Origin of the sequence: Listeria grandensis (assembly GCF_014322885.1) — a bacterium.
Lineage (GTDB): Bacteria > Bacillota > Bacilli > Lactobacillales > Listeriaceae > Listeria_A > Listeria_A grandensis.
Genome location: NZ_JAASUG010000001.1, coordinates 499408 through 517410, shown reverse-complemented (window position 1 = coordinate 517410; position 18003 = coordinate 499408). Strand labels below are relative to the sequence as shown.

The 18003-nt window shown below is 41.4% G+C and carries 9 protein-coding genes; 6 read left to right on the top strand and 3 right to left on the bottom strand.

Annotation, left to right across the window (positions count from 1 at the left end; translation table 11 throughout):
* Positions 1-21: 21 nt before the first annotated feature.
* The 3 genes from HCJ54_RS02175 to HCJ54_RS02165 all read right to left on the bottom strand — a co-directional run bounded on the left by HCJ54_RS02175 (position 22) and on the right by HCJ54_RS02165 (position 1682).
* On the bottom strand, positions 22-708 hold the full coding sequence (locus HCJ54_RS02175; RefSeq protein ID WP_187136462.1) for a cyclic nucleotide-binding domain-containing protein: 687 nt from the start codon (positions 706-708) through the stop codon (positions 22-24).
* Between the two features lie 149 nt (positions 709-857).
* Positions 858-1253: a hypothetical protein gene (locus tag HCJ54_RS02170; protein ID WP_185411723.1), complete on the bottom strand. Its 396-nt coding sequence runs from the start codon at positions 1251-1253 to the stop codon at positions 858-860.
* 78 nt (positions 1254-1331) lie between these two features.
* Positions 1332-1682 carry a magnetosome magnetite crystal formation protein family gene (locus HCJ54_RS02165; protein WP_036066279.1) on the bottom strand — a complete coding sequence of 117 codons (351 nt, stop codon included), beginning with the start codon at positions 1680-1682 and terminating at the stop codon, positions 1332-1334.
* Positions 1683-2041: 359 nt separating this feature from the next.
* Between HCJ54_RS02165 and HCJ54_RS02160 the strand changes: the two genes are divergently transcribed.
* The 6 genes from HCJ54_RS02160 to HCJ54_RS02135 all read left to right on the top strand — a co-directional run bounded on the left by HCJ54_RS02160 (position 2042) and on the right by HCJ54_RS02135 (position 17956).
* Positions 2042-6349 (top strand): leucine-rich repeat domain-containing protein, encoded by a 4308-nt coding sequence (locus HCJ54_RS02160; protein ID WP_187136461.1) that lies wholly within the window; start codon positions 2042-2044, stop codon positions 6347-6349.
* Positions 6350-6624: 275 nt separating this feature from the next.
* Positions 6625-7335, top strand: a complete 711-nt coding sequence (locus HCJ54_RS02155) for a cyclic nucleotide-binding domain-containing protein (protein WP_187136460.1) — start codon at positions 6625-6627, stop codon at positions 7333-7335.
* 592 nt (positions 7336-7927) lie between these two features.
* Entirely contained in the window at positions 7928-10144 is a 2217-nt protein-coding gene (locus tag HCJ54_RS02150) for an Ig-like domain-containing protein (RefSeq protein ID WP_187136459.1), read from the top strand.
* A 130-nt stretch (positions 10145-10274) separates the two neighbouring features.
* Positions 10275-12521 carry an Ig-like domain-containing protein gene (locus HCJ54_RS02145; RefSeq protein ID WP_187136458.1) on the top strand — a complete coding sequence of 749 codons (2247 nt, stop codon included), beginning with the start codon at positions 10275-10277 and terminating at the stop codon, positions 12519-12521.
* Between the two features lie 130 nt (positions 12522-12651).
* Complete coding sequence (locus HCJ54_RS02140) at positions 12652-15651, top strand: Ig-like domain-containing protein (protein WP_187136457.1); 3000 nt, start codon at positions 12652-12654, stop codon at positions 15649-15651.
* Between the two features lie 367 nt (positions 15652-16018).
* Positions 16019-17956 carry an Ig-like domain-containing protein gene (locus tag HCJ54_RS02135; protein WP_187136456.1) on the top strand — a complete coding sequence of 646 codons (1938 nt, stop codon included), beginning with the start codon at positions 16019-16021 and terminating at the stop codon, positions 17954-17956.
* Positions 17957-18003: the final 47 nt, after the last annotated feature.

Genomic DNA, 18003 nt, shown 5'->3' with positions numbered 1-18003 from the left:
AAAGCTGACTTAGCGGTGTTTTTATGGTTGAGCGAAAATGTTCTCAGATTCTAAAAGCGTATGAAAAGCTGTGATGTCCTCAATGACCCATGACGTTTTTTCAGTAGATATGATGTTTTTTTCTTGCAGCGCTTGTAGTATATCAGCGGTGTAATCTATCGATGTGACGGCGTATGCGGCTAGTTTTTCCACATCAACAAATACTGGAAGCTTGAGGACATTGGCTTTTACCTCGGAACCTAACTGCATCATGATGTGTAAGCTAAAATAAATGCGTTGTTCGGGATGCATCCGATCCATCAAGGCATGCTCTTGGATATTTCTCTCGGATTTAGCTAGGCGAGAGGTTAATAAATCGTTAGCTATTATTTTTTGAAAAAAAGAACGGTCAATTTTCCACCATGTAACTTCTGTCAGCGCTTCACACTCCATGAATGGAGGAAGTTCCTCTATGTAAGAAGGCAGATAAGGAAAATCACCGGGTTGCAAAAGAATGGGAAGCTGTTCACCGAAGCCCATGTTACGTGACCCAATCACAAAACCACTTTCTATTAAATAAAAAATATTATTTACGACAGAAAAATGGTTAAGGGGTCCTGGTTTTAGTTTCTCTTGAATGCAATATTGATGGAAATCCGCGTCTTCTTTCAGGGAGTTGATAATACTTGATGCGGAAGAAAAGCGTTCTAAGGTACCATTTCTAAACATATTAGATTCCTCCAGACATAATGAGAGTTCTTACTACGCTCCATACCCTAATATTGGAAAAGTAATCCTTTATTGGAAATAAAAAGATATAAAAATAACGATTAGACACCTAACAACATTGGACGTCTTATCGTTATTTTTTTAGTAGATTAAGTATTGCTATTTGTTGCTGCTTTGCCACTTTGTTTTTGTCCGCCGCGGATTACGAAGAAAATCCAAGAAAGAATCGCGCACATGACACCACCAAGGAGTGAAATCAAGATGACCATGACTGGGCTGATGAGTTGTAGAATACTCGTAATGATGACAGTTGCAATAACACCGAATAAGAAGCCCCAAACGATGAAGCGTTTCGTGGTAGCATTTTTGCTGAAGCCGTAGTACATCTCAGCAACAGTGGTGCCCACGAGTATTAGCGGTGCTGCAAAGAGAATTGCTGCGAACACGAGCTGATAGGTTATTTCGCCGTACATAATAGCTTCCATGCCAATCACAGCAAGAATTCCAAAAACAAAGACGGTTAGGTAAGCAAAGATAAAACGCATGATGCATTCCCCCATTTCCAAACATATTATAACATAAAAGCTGACCAGAATCTTGCTCACTGGTTAGCTTTTATGCTGTTAGTCAATGGAGTTAAAAAGTGGATCATCGTCTTTGGCAACGAGTGCTTGGATACCGCGAACGATGTTGAATATAGCGAGTACAACAATCATGATGCCGATGGAAACAATGAGGCCAAGGCCAATAAATCCTGTGACGTTAGAACTGTTGGTGCTGAATCCGACGACGCCGACAATAAATACGGAAACAATGGCGCCGATGGTTGGTAATATATGCGTTAACAGGGCTACTTTAGCATGATGCTTCGTGCTTTCTGTAGCGCTAAAAATCCAAATAGCAATGGGTACGATAAGTGGTGCAAAAAATAAACTGAAATAGCTGAGTGCGTTTAATATTTTTTGATCCTTCATTGTGATAACTTCCTTTCGTAACTTCTTGTACTTAGTATACGATAGAAGAGCTTGATACAGCCATTGAATCAGGTGACAAATCGGGAATTTATCATTACATTTTTGTAAGCACACTAGTAGTCAATATCTAGTGTATTTAATCGTATAGGGAATAAATGGTTGTTTAATCTAAAGAAAGCGCTCTCTTGAAGCGTTTTTCTGAGTTAAAATTCTTTTTTTAGATACAGCTATTTGGTAAGTAGACGTATAAAATGAATGGAGGTGTTTGTGTTGGGGAAGCTAGAATGTACATAAATTTTAGATAGACAGTATTCCTCCCGAATGGCGCAAGCAAAAACATAATAGGAGGGAATAATTATATGGAGAAACGAAAGAGGTTACTAAAAAAAGGGGGATGTTGGCTACTCATACTTCTACTTTTAGCTAGCTACATAGAGGTGAACTTAACCAACAAACCAGTTCCCGTGCTAGCCATCGAGAATAAAACATATTCAGAACGTTTTCCAGATGCAAATTTAGCTAAGGCGGTTTATTTGGCATTACATCCAGAAAATATTATTTTTCCAGAAGAAATTAATTTAAACGAAACAATATCGGATTTCGAATTAGCGACGATCCCAGAATTGACAGATACACCAGAAGAACCTGTGTCAGATTTAACAGGTATTCAGCAACTCACTACACTTAGCACGCTTACACTTAATGGAAATGAAGGCGGTCGTATCAAGGAGGTAGCGCCGCTTGCTAACATGAAAACGTTGCGACATCTTACCTTACGCGATGAATTTATTCAGGATATAACACCATTGAAAAAATTAGATACATTACAGAGTTTAGACCTGTCTTTTAGTCGCATTACATCCATTGAGCCACTAAAAAATTTAAAGAACCTCCGAAAACTCATGCTGACTGGAAATCAGATAACAGATTTTCGCCCGATTGATGACTTGCCTGTAGTAGGGTCGCAAGCTAGAAGTGGCACTCAGTTTGAAGCGTTGGGGCAAACGATTATAGCAGAAGAAGCCAAGGCAACAGGAGAAACGAGCCAATTAGCCGTCTATACACCAAAAGGAGAAGAACTAACTGCCCAAGTAGCTAGTACAGAAGGTGAGGTGCAACAAAATGGAACTATTAAATGGCTCCGAGCTGGGGAACATGTAGTGAGTTACCAAGAGTCCGATGAAAATATTGCTGTATTCCTCCAACAAGAAGTGAAAGGGAACGCATTGCGATCGACAGAAACGAGAAGTACCCAAGAAGGCGGTACACCAATTACAATCAGTAGCGCAGATGGACAAATCATCGATCAAAATACGTACATTTTGTTACCTGGTGACTCAGCCGAGACGAAAGATTGGAACAGTAACACTTTAAAAAATGCTGTTCAAAAAATAAGTCAGCAAACACCAAATACAAATCAAAAACGAGGTACTATTCGCCTTCCAAATGGTAAATGGTATATAAAAGGGGTGGTAGCGCTAGCGGACGGAGTCACCTTAGAAGGGCAAGACCAAACCACACTTCATCGCATCCAAGAAGATTTTATTGACGATCCAATTATTACGAGTGATCAAGTAAAATATTACGGCTCGACCATTGCGATGGCGAATAATACAACGGTTCGAAACCTGACGTTGGATGGACTGGAACAAAATGAAATACCGTCCACCGAAATACAAAATGGCATTTCAGTAAGAGGAAAATATGGCGCAGGTTCTAATCCGAAACCACCAAATGAAGCAGACTATCTGCATGACGTACTAATAGAAGATGTCACAATCCAGAATATGTCTGGAGGAGGTATAACAGTTGATCTTGCAAAAAAAGTGACCATTCGTGGAACAAAAGAGGTCACTGCTAATAATCATGCGATGAAAGTAGAAAATGTCGGATTTGATGGCATCATTGGCTACTCTGTGGAGGCCTTGACAGTAGAAAGAACACTGACAAAAGCGATTGGTCACGTTGGTCAGAATGGCGTTGGGCGCCATTACAATATAGCAGCCTCCATGCGGAAAATGAAAGTACCTGATCCGGGTCTCACCTATTACATTCGCTACCCGAACAGTCGCGACGTCACCATCCAAAACAATGTTGTCCTTGATAATTTATATTGGGAGGGGATAGACGGTCATAGCATACAAGGCTTAAAAATTCATCAAAATATCCTGGCGGGTGTGAATAGACCGATTGTCGTTGGTGGACACGATTATTCATCAACAGGTATCCCAGCTAACATTCGTGGTCACTACTTCCCATCACGTCAAGTTAGCATCACAGAAAACCGTATAAACCAACGAGGAGACATCCAACAATGGCAACCCACTAACCAAAAGAAAAGCCAGATGGGAATAGCGGTGTGGGGTACAAGTAGGTTAAGTCCCCAACAACCCAATAAAATCGGCTATACAGATGGAGTTTTGCAAGATAATAAGATCGACCAAGTATGTCCAAGCACTCCGCAAACAGCTTCATTTGGCGGAATTGCATTAAAAATGACAGGTTCGGAACCGACAACCAGCACTGGAGCTCCCGCATTTCAAGTCAATAAGAATGATGTTGGACTGGAGCCAGCAACGGATAGGGCAGGGACATCTGTTCAATTAGCAGGAATTAGTTTGATAAGCTCGAATGAAAATATCGAGGTAACGAAGAACAAATTAGGGACAGTTACCTACCACGAAGATATCGCTGAAGTAGCATATAATAGCTATGCTCCCATCACTTTTCGAGAAAGATATAATAGAGTACAATTACAAGATAATACATTCGCCAATCAAAATGTGATTGCTATCAAAGATGATAGCTACGGGCTTTACACGGGAAATCAAACAGAAGGCTTAGCAACAAATACATGGGCGCAATCCGACAGCACCCGAGATAAAGATTTGTATAGTTACGCAATAAGTGACATTCAGTGGGACCTAGATCAGGGTGTAGTCACAGGGAAAGTAGGTCCGAAAGTAGGATTTATTGAATTATATGAGGCTACTAAACAAGAAGCTTTACAGACAACTAGCACACCAGTATCAGACAGTCGCATAATAATAAACCCTCAAGCACGCACCTTTCGAATATCGGTTAACGAGTTGGGAAACATGAACAAACGTGAACTATATTTAGTAGCACGAAATCCACATACAAATGTAAGATATCAGTATAAAGTCAATATCCAACCGCTAAAACTAAAATTTTGGGATAATTTAGAACCAGGGGTCGCTCAAGTAGAGCCTAAAGTGACATCACATGTTAAAGAAGGCGCTACATTCGTAAAAGGAACAGCGACGCCACATGCTAAAATCGATGTATGGACAGACGCTTACACAGTGGCTGAAACAATTCTTACCGACAAAAATGGTAATTGGGAGGCCAATATCCCACCATTAACAACCAGTCAAAAAATTCAAGTAAGGGCAACGATGGGGGATAATTATATTGATAGTAAGAATTACAGCGTACAAGTAAGACCAACGATTACATCAGGTCTAAGAGAATCAGAGACACAATTAGAAGGAGCAGCTGTACCGTACTCCCAAATTGATATTCAAATAACAGATGGAGCAGGAAATGAACGCATAGAAACGACCTACACCAATGCATCTGGAGTTTGGCAAGCGACCGTCCCAGCTTTAAGAGCAGGCCAGTTTGTAAAAGTAAGAGCATCCTTAGACGGTTACGGGATTGATAGCACGTCATATAGTGTACAAATGAAGCCGACGATTGTAGGTAGATTGGGGGTAGGTGATACGATAATAACTGGTATGGCGACGAGTCTTTCTGATATAGAAATCTCGATAGGCTTATTAAAGTATACATCAAAAGCAAATTTAGCTAACAGTTGGGGCGTAATAGTTCCTCCACTAAAAGCAGGAGAAAAAGTGAAAATCCGTGCGAAACTAGATGGGTTTTATCAAGAGGGTGCGGAGTATGATGTACGCGTAAAACCAGAAATAACATCAGATATAGAAGCTGGACAAACAGTCATATATGGAACGGCAACGCCTTTTGCTAGAGTGAATGTGTGGGTATTTCCTTATGAATGGAATCATGCTTCGATCTATGCAGATGCACAAGGACGCTGGCAAGCAACGATTCCAGCTTTAATCGCTACGCATTCCGTTCAGGCTCGAACAGACTTTGATAGTAATCTTTTTTTTAGTGATTGTTACCGGGTTCAAAGAAAAACCAATATAACATCCCCTGTCGTAATAGGAGAAGATATATTAGAAGGAACATCACATACTAACGCCAGAATTGACGTTTTGGTCGAAGGAAAAAATAGGGGAACAGTGTACGCGGACGATAATGGTTATTGGAAAAGCCAATTTTCGGGAGCATTAGTAGGTCAAACCGTTCAAGTTAGAGCGACACAAGCAAACGGAAAATATAAAGACAGCGAAAAACGCATTGTGTTAGCAAAAATGGCACAACCACTAATCACTGAAGGATTGGGCGTAGGTTACAATAAAGTATTCGGGACCGCAACTCCTGGTGTAGAAGTAAGTGTACGAGTATCAGGTAGAGACGTTGATTGGAGTGCAATGAAACCAGATGTTGACGGTAACTGGTCGGCCATTATTCCACAATTAAAAGCCGGGCAAACGGTACAGGCAAAAGCAGTATTGAGTGGCAAAGTAGAATATAGTCCAGTTTATTATATAAGGTAAGGTTCCAGGAGTGGGTGAGGTATCTCGATTTAAAGTTAGATTTCAAATGCTAGCTTTATAGGGTGCCTCTCCATACAGGTTTCGTGATAACCTACTTCATTTTGTGCGAAAATTATTTTTATCCCATGCGTTTTTTCAAGGTTACAAAAGTGTAAGGTTATATGTGCCATATTTCACATTTACAAAGAAAGCATATGGGTGTATACTTGCCAATGTAGTAAATCACTTTGATACGTTAAAGTGAATAAAGCAAGTAAATATGAGGAGTGACTGAAATGTTAGAAGTGTATGATTTTTTAACGACTTCTTCAGGATTAGCTCAAGAATATACAGAGACAATTCATTTTGAAAGTGAGCAAGTATTGTATCAGTATGATTGGCTAAAAAATAATCAGTTTTTTCTCATGAAGAAAGGGATAGCTAAGATTGAGATTTATCGGAAAAGACGTTGGGAGTTTGAAACGCTAGTTGCCGCAGGTGAATTTGCTGGTATTGAGAATTTGATAAACCGCCGCCTCTTTTGTAGTAATATAAAATATCGCATCGTATCCGTTACGCACGGAGAAGGTCTACTAATAGAAAAAGATTACTTTCTAGATCATGTCTATGCTAACCCATCCCTATTTCACAAAATACTTGAAAATGTGACGCTACATCATATCATCACTTCGTATAACTTACGTGAAAAAAAAGCACCACTCAAACAGCGATTGGCTGATGTTATACTAGAATTAGTCATGCTTACATCATTACCAATCCGAAATAATCAAGTAACGTTACCATTTCCTTTCTCAGAAGACATCATTTCCTCCTTATTAAGAGTTCCAGTTCATCATGTGAAAGAAATATTGAGCTATTTGGAGAAGGAAGAGATAGTAACAAGAGAACACGATTTCCAAGTGATGGATTATAACCGATTAGGAAAACTATCGAACTTAAATGTGGAGACATTCAAAAATATGCGTCTTCAACCACTTCATATATAATTAGTATATCGAGTTCAGCCATATTTCATTATTAAAAAGCCCATAAATGATGTTCCTAGGAATATCGTTTATGGCTTTAGATTGTAGAGAAACTATCTTTCACGCAAAAAACCTGTCCATTTTGCCAAACCTCAGAGAAAACTATTCAAAATGCTACAACAAAAATGGTCGTGTATCGATACGCTGAAGCCCAGTAAAAGTGTCCTTAGGAGCACATTTACTGGGCTTTTCGTTGTGTTACTTTTGGTTTTGGCAGGTAGTTATTTTGATGATGAAATTGCAAGAAAGCGTTTACTGAATCTATTTTCATCAAAAAATGTCTGAAATTTATCTACATACTAATCTGATATTACGACGTATAATGGGTAGTGTGATGAAGAAGCGGAGTTTTTTTACAGATGGATATCACATGCAAAGTTATACTTTGGAACATATGATTTCTGGAATGCTCACTTGAATAAGGAGGTAGATAGTAACTAAAATGCTTAATTTTTTGGTCCAGTGCACGTGAGAGAAATCTGTTTGTTTAAATAGTGTAGACTTAATAGAAAAAATATTTTTAATAATTGATTAAAAGGGAGAAGATAGAGATATGAAGAAACCAGTTTTATTAATGATGGCCGGATTGATTGTGACAACAGGAGGCGTGTTAGGATCTGCATTCAATGGACCTGTGGTAAACGCTGCGGAAAATGGATTGTTTGTTCAAAAGCAAAATGAAATTTCAACACAAGGTCAAGATTTTAGTAAAGTTTTATCTCAAGAATCGGTAGATGTCTCGTTAGCTCCAGATAAGACGATACAAATAACTAGCGGTTTTCATTTGGGTAGTACATCTATATCAGGAAATGGTGTACCAGGTGGAGGTATAAGAATATCATTTATGGGTAGGCCACAAGAAACGATTACAGTACAAGTAGACGGCCAAGGAAAGTGGCAAGCTATCATCCCCAAATTGGAGTTGGGACATACTCTAACTTTACAAAATCATGGAGTTGGTTCGGCTGGTAGTGCAGTATACAGCTTATGGCCAAGTAAACTCTCAGAAAGTAACATTGATCCAGTAACTACAAATAGTACAAAAATAACGGGGTCAGGAGGGTACCCAGGTGTAAGAGTTGAAGCAGAGTTTCAAATTAAAGTTGGTAACCAAATGGAATTGATGTCTACTTCCGCTATTGTAGATAAAGATGGAAATTTTGAACTGCCAATTACGAAACAAGCAAAAGGTTATTTTATCAGCATATCGCAAAAGTGGAATGGCGTGGCTTTTGATGGTACTAATGGTTTGGGTAATTTCCATGTACAAGTTGCGGAAGGCATTGCGAAACCTAGTGCTGAGTCTGTTACAAATCGGAGCACGAAAGTAATTGGGAAAGGTAAAGCAGGAGCAACAGTTCGGGTAAGCGTACAAGACAAGCAACTTGGAACAGCAACAGTTGATAAGAATGGGAATTACGAAGTCGTGATCCCTGCGCAAAAGCTAGGAGTCGAGTTGCTCATTACGCAAGAACAGAATAAAGACGTAAGTGAAGAAACAAAGCTAGTTGTAGAACAAGAAATTCCGGAAGTAACTTCGGAATTGAAGGATGGCATGACAACAATCTCAGGAACAGCAGCTCCAGGAGTTGATATTACTGTTTGGACTGGGTCACCCACAGCAGTAGCACATGTAAAAGCAGATGCCATAACAGGGAATTGGTCAGCAACAGTCCCAGAATTAGTTGGGGGTAATGCTGTACAGGTGCGAGCAACGGTAGCACCAGGCCAGTTCAAAGACAGCGTGCGCTACGGTGTTAATCTAATGACGCCAAGTAATCTACGAGCTATTATTATTGGCGATCGAGTAAAAGTAACTGGTAAAGGCAGTGCTGGAGCGTCTGTCAGCGTGAAAATAGATGGCATTTTGGCTGGAACAGCAACCGTCGACAATCAAGGTGAATTTGAAGTTCTTATTATGAGACAAATTGAAGGAGAGCAACTATCTGTTACCCAAACTAAAAATGGCATGAGCAGTGTAGCATCTGAAGTTGAGGTAACCAAAGGATTAGACAAGCCGAGTAGCATTGGTATTGTAACTGCAGATAGCACAAAAGTTACCGGAAAAGGAAGCCCGAATGCAACAATAAGCATCAAAGCAAATGGACGCGAAATTGGAACAGGAAAAGTGGATACGCAGGGTAATTTTGACGTGGCCATTCCAAAACAAGCCGTAGGAACCAAGCTAACGATTAGTCAACTAGAAGGCGAAGATGAGAGTGACTCGGTAACCGTAACCGTTATTAGTGGACAATTAGCAGCACCAACAATTACAGACTACTACCTGAATGCGACGTATATTCGAGGTGAAGTACCAAAAGGCGCAGTGAAGGTAACGCTTGTTATTGACGGTAAGTTTGTGAAAATAGGAACGATCAGCGCAGATGGAAAATACATGATCTATGCTAATGATATAGCAGCACTCAAGGTGGTAGGGAAAACCTTTGAGATCATTGCAACAGACGCGAATGGTCAACTAAGCGCAGTGGCAGCAGGTGAGGTAAAAGGATTATCAGAGCTAGTAATAGCACCATACAGAGCAGGTCAAGCGAATATCACAGGAACTGTAAAAGTAGGAACCGAGCGAATCGCTGTTTATGATAACGCAGGCGTACTACTTCGTTACGGTCAAGTGAATGCAGATGGAACCTATAGAATTTATGTTAGTGGTATAGCCGCATTACAAACTGCTGGACAATCATTTACAGTCAGAGCACTTAATGCTGCGGGCGTCGTTAGTGCCCAAACAACAGCGGTGGTTTTACCATAAATAAAGGGAATAGATACTAGAATTTGATGTCGTAATCTGACTTATAGAACGGCCAGCAGGAATGTGAATGCTAGCCATTCTATAGGTCAAGATACGAAAAAAATTAAAAATTGGGAGGAACAAATTAAAAATGAATAAAAAGGGAAAAATGGTGGCAACGGCATTACTATCAGGAGCATTTGTATGTTTACTAGATGATTCCTCATTGGTGGACGATGAAAAATTGAAAGTAAAAGCGGCGATGATGGAACAAGAGGTAAACCCACTTACACAATCTGCAACACCGCTGGAATCTATTTTTAGCAATATAGATGTGTATGGTGTAGATCAAGTAAGTGATGTCAGCATTGTGCGGGAACGCTCCGAATGGATAAGTGGAAAAGGGATCCGCGGTGCAGCTGTCCGTGTGAGAGTAGGAAATACTGAGATTGGGAACGGAAGAGTGACAGCATTTGGGACCTTTGACTTTAAGATTGTAGCACAAAAGGCAGGAACAAAATTATCCATTGTTCAAGTTGTTGATGGAGAAGAGAGTATACCGCTAGAAATTACGGTCAGAGGAGAAGCTACCCCCGCCGTATCAATGCTTGATCGTCCGTATTTGAACAGCAAAATACTGACTGGGCAAGGAATTCCAGGAGCAATTGTTAGTGCGAGAATCAATGGAACTGAGATTGGGCAAGCTCGAGTATACCCAGATGGTAATTTCGAAATACCATTGAATCAGTCATTAGCTAATCTATTTCCAGGAACGCGGGTTGCAGTTTTCCAAATCAGGAATGATGAAGAAAGCTTGGCTAACGAGTCTATTCCATATGCTAGCTCAGCACCAGATGTGTCTATTCTAACGGTTACTAGTAGTATAACAACGAACACTACTAAAATAACAGGAAGAGCCGAACCGGGAGCATTAGTCAATGTGAGGGTTGCACCGATTGGTACTAGGATTGGTGGTGGAAGAGCTGATCTAAATGGAAACTTTGAAATATATATTCCAAAACAAGCCGTATTTCGACAACTGGATTTCAATCAAGTATCTAAGGGCATAGCGAGCATATATTCGGGAATAACGGTAAGTCAAGGAATTGGTAAAGTGGGTAGCATTGGTATCGTCAAAGCAAATGACACCAAGGTGATCGGAAAAGGAACACCAGGAGCAACCGTCCGCGTGAAAGTAGGCGACACCGAGATTGGGAAAAATGAAGTAGATAGCCAAGGTAATTTTAGTGTGGGCATTAACAAGCAAGTAGAAGGAACCAAGCTATCGATCACACAAGCGAGTGGTACAGATGAAAGCGACGCCGTAGTGGTAACCGTGGAGAAAAGCACGCAATTGCCGGCGGTAACACTGACAACACACTATGCGGGTGCCACTTATCTAAGAGGAGTAGCTCCAGCCGGTGCAACAAAAGTAACGCTTAAAATCGACGGCAAAAACGTCCGAACAGTGGATGTTGCAGCAGATAATAGTTTCCGAATCTATGCGAATGACGTAGCTGGATTAAAACAAGTTGGAACCATTTTTGAAGTCGTAGCGCAAGATGCCGATGGACAGTTAAGTGAAGTAGCAGCAAGCACAGTAGAAGAAGTGCCAGTAGCCGAATTAGATGCTTTTAACGTAGGACACACCCATGTGACTGGAAAAGTAGCGAAGGGAATGACTCGTGTATCGTTGTATGATAAAGCGGGGACATTGCTTCGTCACGGGGAAATCAATGCTGATGGTGCATTTAGGATTTTAGCGAGTGATTTACCGGCGCTTCGTGTTGTTGGAGATACCTTTACTGTGAAAGTAACGAGTGCGACTGGTGTTGTAAGTAATGCGTCAGTAGGAACGGTTGGACAAGATCAGACAATTGCTGCAGCTCCAACCATTGCGAATTATCTTTTAGGTGACACGTATATTACTGGGAAAGTATCCGCTGGTGCAACGAAAGTCTTCCTGCGAATTGATGGTAAGGCCGTTCGAGGTGGAACGATTGCAGCAGATGGAAGCTATCGTATTTATGCGAATGACTTACCTGCATTAAAGTTAGTTGGTGCCATTTTTGAAGTGGTAACACAGGATGCTAATAATAAGTACAGCGAAGTTGCTAAAGGCGAAGTGTTGGGGATGCCAGCTCCAACCGTGTTACCGTATCGCGCTGGTCAGGCATATGTTAACGGAACGGTATCAGAGGAAGCAGCAAGAATTAGTGTACACGATAAGGCTGGAACGCTACTTCGTAATGGACAGATTAATACGGATGGTACTTTCCGAATCTATGTAAGTGGAGTAGCCGCGCTTCAAATTGCAGGCGATCGCTTTATCGTAAGAGCATTTAATGCAAATGGCACGAAGACTAGTGAGACTAGCGTTGTAATCTTACCCAAATAAGTTGTCAAAATAGCGAATAGCATGATATCGAGAGCATAGCCGATAGAATCTTGGCTAACACGTGATATTACTGTTAGCCATTCTATCGGTTAATATGCGAAAAGTTAAAAAAATGGAGGAATAAAATTAAATGAAAAACAAGAAAAAATTAGCTGGACTACTGATGGTAGCCGGTTTGGCGTGTACCACTCCGAGTATAGCAGAATTGGTTTCTGGGGCATCTCCAGTAGAGGCGGCAGAACTACCTAATTTAAATACGGCAGGAGATCTTTTAGAGACAAAAGCATCGAAAGCAATACAAGTGCAAGTGCCAGAGGACTTAAATGTAGCGCAATCAGTTTTGGCTACAGCTCTTACAGGTGGGACGGAAATAGGTAGCACGAAAATATGGGGCAAAACTTTACCGGGGGCTGAATTAAGGCTAGTTAAAAATCCGACGATTCATCCGGTAGAGTTTGTAGATGTAACAGCTGACGCAGAAGGTAATTTTGAAGCTGAACTTCTGCCATTAAAAGTTGGAGATGTAATCTGGTCCTACCCCACTGTAAACGGAATCAGAGAAGTTAATGATGTGGCGATAATTTTACCAGAGACTATTAAAAAAGAAAATTTAACACCTATAACAACGAATAGCGATCAAGTCATTGGTAAGAATGGAGTTCCAGGCGCCATAGTTTACCTAGGAACACGCAAGACAGATGGTAGTTATTATAGTACCATGACAACTGTAAATAGGGACGGGAGCTATATACTAACTATTCCAAAACAGCCAGAAGGAACTACTTACAATATTTATCAGAAAGTGTATTATGCGCCTGATAGATATTCAGATTCTAAGACTACTATTGTAAAAGCTATTCAAGGGATTGAAGAGCCTAAAGTTAGCCCTGTAACATCTAACAGCACGAGTGTAACAGGAAAAGGGAAGCCTGGCGCAGTAGTTCGTGTCAAAGTAAGCAGGACCGAAATTGGGAAAGCCTCAGTGGATGAGCAAGGTGATTTTGAGGTAGCGATTCCTAAACAAAAATTAGGCACAAAACTATCCGTGACGCAGGAACAAGATCTTGATGTCAGTGATGCTGAACAAGTGATCGTAGACCAAGAAGCCCCAACGGTAACGTCAACACTAACAGATGGTGTAACAAGCGTTTCGGGAACAGCTTTCCCAGGCGCTAGCGTGACGGTTTGGACGGGTGGTGCCAATCCAGTAGCAACCGTAAAAGCGGATGAGCTAACAGGAAAGTGGTCAGCAACAGTCCCAGCCTTAGTTGCAGGAAATGCAGTACAAGTTCGATCCACGACGGAATTAGGAAAATATAAAGACAGCGAAAAATATGGTATTGCCCTAGGAAGCCCACGTGACATTCGAGCAGTCGTTGCAGATAATCAAACAAAAGTAACTGGTAAAGGAAGCCCAGGCGCGACGATTAATATCAGCATCAAAGGAAGCAAGGCAAGAGAACTACTTGGGTCAACAACAGCAGACAAGAGTGGTAATTTTGAGATTATTATTCCAAAAGAACTCGAGGCAGCACAATTAGTCGTTACGCAAGCTAAAAATGGCGTGACTAGTGAAACTGCGGAAGCTACTGTTGTGAAAGGCTTAGACAAGGTAAGTAACATCAAAAAAGTGACAGCGAATAGTACAACCGTATCCGGAAAAGGAAGTGCTGGAGCAACTGTCAGCGTCAAAGTTAATGGAAATGAAATCGGAACAGGTACAGTAGATGCGGATGGTAATTTTACTGCTCGAATCGCGAAGCAAGCAGAAGGAAGTAAGCTTGCAGTAACACAAAAACAGGACGAAAATGAAAGTGCCGCGGTGGAGGTAACGGTTGTAAAAGGCCTAGAAAAAGTAACGAATGTTAGTACGTTGACACCTCATAGTACGCGAGTGACAGGAAAAGGCGTATCGGGAGCAACGGTTAGTATCAAGGTTAATGGAACAGAAATTGCAACAGGAAGTGTGAAAACAGATGGTAATTTTGATATAGCTATTCCGAAACAAGCGGAAGGGGCTAAATTACTGATTAGCCAGACGAAAGATGAGGATGAAAGTGAAGCTACCGAAGTAACAGTAACGAAAGGATTAGCCGATCCAACGATTAGTGATTACTACCTAGGTGTTGCTTATCTGAAAGGAAAAGCGCCAGAAAATGCCGTACAAGTATCATTAGTTATAGCTGGCAAGATTGTTAGAACGGTGAGTGTCGCGGCGGATGGTAGCTACAGCATTTACTGTAATGATGTGGTGGCGTTGCAACAAGCAGGAGCATCTTTCGGTATCGTTGCACGAGATGCCAATAATCTATTGAGCGGAGAAGTAACAAGTACTGTACAAACAGTCGCTGTGCCAACTGTATCACGCTATCAACTAGGTCAAACCTATGTGACAGGACGAGTGTCAGAAGGTAGTACAAGAATTGCAGTATACGATAAAACTGGAAAAATATTGCGATATGGTCAAATTAATGCGGACCTCACTTTTAGAATTAATGTAGCCGACCAAGAAGCTTTCAAAGTGCTAGGCGACAGCTTTACCGTGAGAGCTTTCCATGTTAGTGGCGCTGTAAGTAATGCCGTAAGCGGTAAGATTGAGTCCGATGGAATGGTAGCTCCGACTATTGAGAAATATTATCTGAATGCTGCTTACATCAGAGGTAAAGCACCAAGTGGCGCAACAAGAGTAAGATTGAGCGTAAATGGTGTAACAACTCGAGTACATGGAGTAGCCGAAGATGGCAGCTATAGCATTTATGCCAATGATATTGCCGGATTGAAGGAGGTAGGTGCCAAGTTCGAGATTGTAGCATTAGATGGTAATAATTTAGCTGGTGACAAGACGAGTGACACAGTTACCGAGGTGCCAAAACCCGTTGTGAATGCCTACCGACTAGGACAAGCATACTTGACAGGAACGGTCGCAAAAGGTGTTGAAAAAATAACGCTGTACAATGGAGCAGGCGTTGCTCTTCGAACAGGTCAAGTCAACCAAGAAGAGGGTACTTTCAGAGTTTACGTTAATGGAATCAATATTTTTGAGCGCGTAGGAAATAAAATTAGCGTGAGAGCCTTCACAGCAGATGGAGGAGTAAGCGACAAAAATGAGGTGACAGTCTTAACGAAATAGACTGTCAAATCAACGGATGTTGAAGAAACGACCTACAATTCAGAAGTTATTGTGGGTCGTTTTTTTAATGTGCCAGAAAAAAGTTTTATAGTAGCTTTATCGATGAAAGGATGCTAGGAACGAAGCGTGCTAAAAAATACTAAAAAAAGCCAGGAAAGCGATATCTTTCTGGATAAATGGCGAAATATGTTTGGTTTTTCTCTACATACTAAGAGGATGTTTTTGCGTATAATTATGTAAGAAGGAGGACCTGTACGGGGGATGCATGATTTATGGAATATACCATGGATACATAAATTCGAAGGGGATACCTCTCTCGGTAAGTAATATTTTAAATTTACAAAATAAAATACTAAAAAGGAGAATCATGATGAATCTAAAAACAAAAATAGCGACAGCCGCACTATTGGCAGGAATGTGTATTTGTGTGGTTGGAGGGAACACTTGGGGAGGAGTAGAAGCAACGACAGCTAAAGCAGCGACTATTCCGACTAATCCAAACGCAAGAGCAGTGGTAGGTGTTGGTCACTTTGTCCATTTCACTTCGGATTTACTAGATGGGAAAGCGGAGATATCTGGTAACACCGGTATGTGGGGTGATCCATACCCGTATAAGGTTAATAAAGTACAACTTAATATTAATGGCAAAGGATGGTCTAATGCGGTAGTCGCCGATTACTCAGGTAATTGGACTATAAAGGTCAACAAATTACGCACAGGGGATCGAGTAAAAGCAAGAACGACTTTTTATGATGGTGTAGTTGTAGAGAGTGAAGAGGTTGTTAGAGCATTGCCAGATGCCCCAGGTATTTACACAGACATAAGGGAAGGTGTAAGTGTTATTGTGGGTGCAGCTGATCCAAACATGATTGTCAAGATTCGAGATTATGCAACAGATCGGGATCTAGCAATTGGTGAAGTGAAAGCAGATGCAAGGGGTATATGGACAGCCTATTTAGCAGCGCCGCTACGAGAAGGCATGACCATTTATGCCGTTGGGTATTGGCCTGGATATCCAGATGCCCCGAGACAAGCTAGTCCTAAGCCTGTTGGTGCCGCTGAAAACCCAACGATTACAACTAAATTGATTGATGGAGGCACAGCTCTTTCCGGAAAAGCAGCTGGAGGATCCACCATTGAACTATGGAATAGCACTACCAAGATAGGAACAACAACGGCTAACGCACTAGGAGAGTGGTCAACTACCGTTCGGCCTTTAGTGGGTGGAGATATGTTAAAAGTGAAAGCGACCTTATTTGGCAAGGTAACAGAAAGCAACCGCAACTATAGAGTAAATGTCGAACCATTAGTTGTGTCGAATAGCTTAACAACAGAGAGTACAAAAGTCAGTGGAAAAGGCACGGTAGGAGCCACTATTGATGTCTACGTAGATGGGGTAGTGGTCGGTAGTGGTGTAGTAGGTGTTTATAGTGAATTTGAAGTGACCTTTCCAAAGCAACCGGCAGGAAAGCGCGTATTGATCACCCAAACAAAGAATGGCGCATTTAGCGATCCTGTCGAACTTTTTGTGGTGCAAAAGTTGGGTAAACTAACGGAGATCGGTGCGGTAACGACCATTAGTACCAAAGTGACGGGGAAAGGTTCTCCGGGTGCGACGGTTAAAGTGAAGGCGGCTGGAAAGGATATTGGGGTCGGGGAAGTCAACGATGATGGGAACTTTGATGTCAACATTCGACCACAAGCCCTGGGAACAGAACTTACGCTCAGCCAAACTAAAGACGGCGATGAAAGTGACAGTGTGGCAGTTACTGTTGTGAATGGCCAATTGGCAGCACCAAGTATTACCACATTTTATGTAGGGAACACCTACCTTCGTGGCACAGCGCCAACAGGAGCGACGAAAGTAACGCTCATAATTGCGGGTAAAAACATCCGAACCGTAGATGTGGCAGTAGATGGTAGCTACCGAATTTATGCCAACGATGTAGCAGCGTTGAAACTCGCGGGAACGACATTTGAAGTCGTGGCGCAGGATGCTAATGGTAATTTTAGCGAAGCGGCGACGGGTACGGTACAAGGATTATTAGCAGCACCAGTTGTAGCCACATATCGTGCCGGTCAAGCGTACGTGACAGGGACTGTGTCTGAGGAGGTGACCAAAATCAGTGTCTATGATAAGGCTGGGACACTACTCCGTAACGGCCAAGTCAATGAAGACGGTACATTTAGAATTTATGTGAGTGGTGTAGCGGCACTGCAAGTTGTTGGAGATACGTTCATAGTGAAAGCTTCTAATGAAAATGGCACTACCAGTGAAACACGAGTGACTATTGAAGCAAAATAAAAGCTAATTAGTAGATATAAAATACAATTCCTAATTTAAAAATAAAA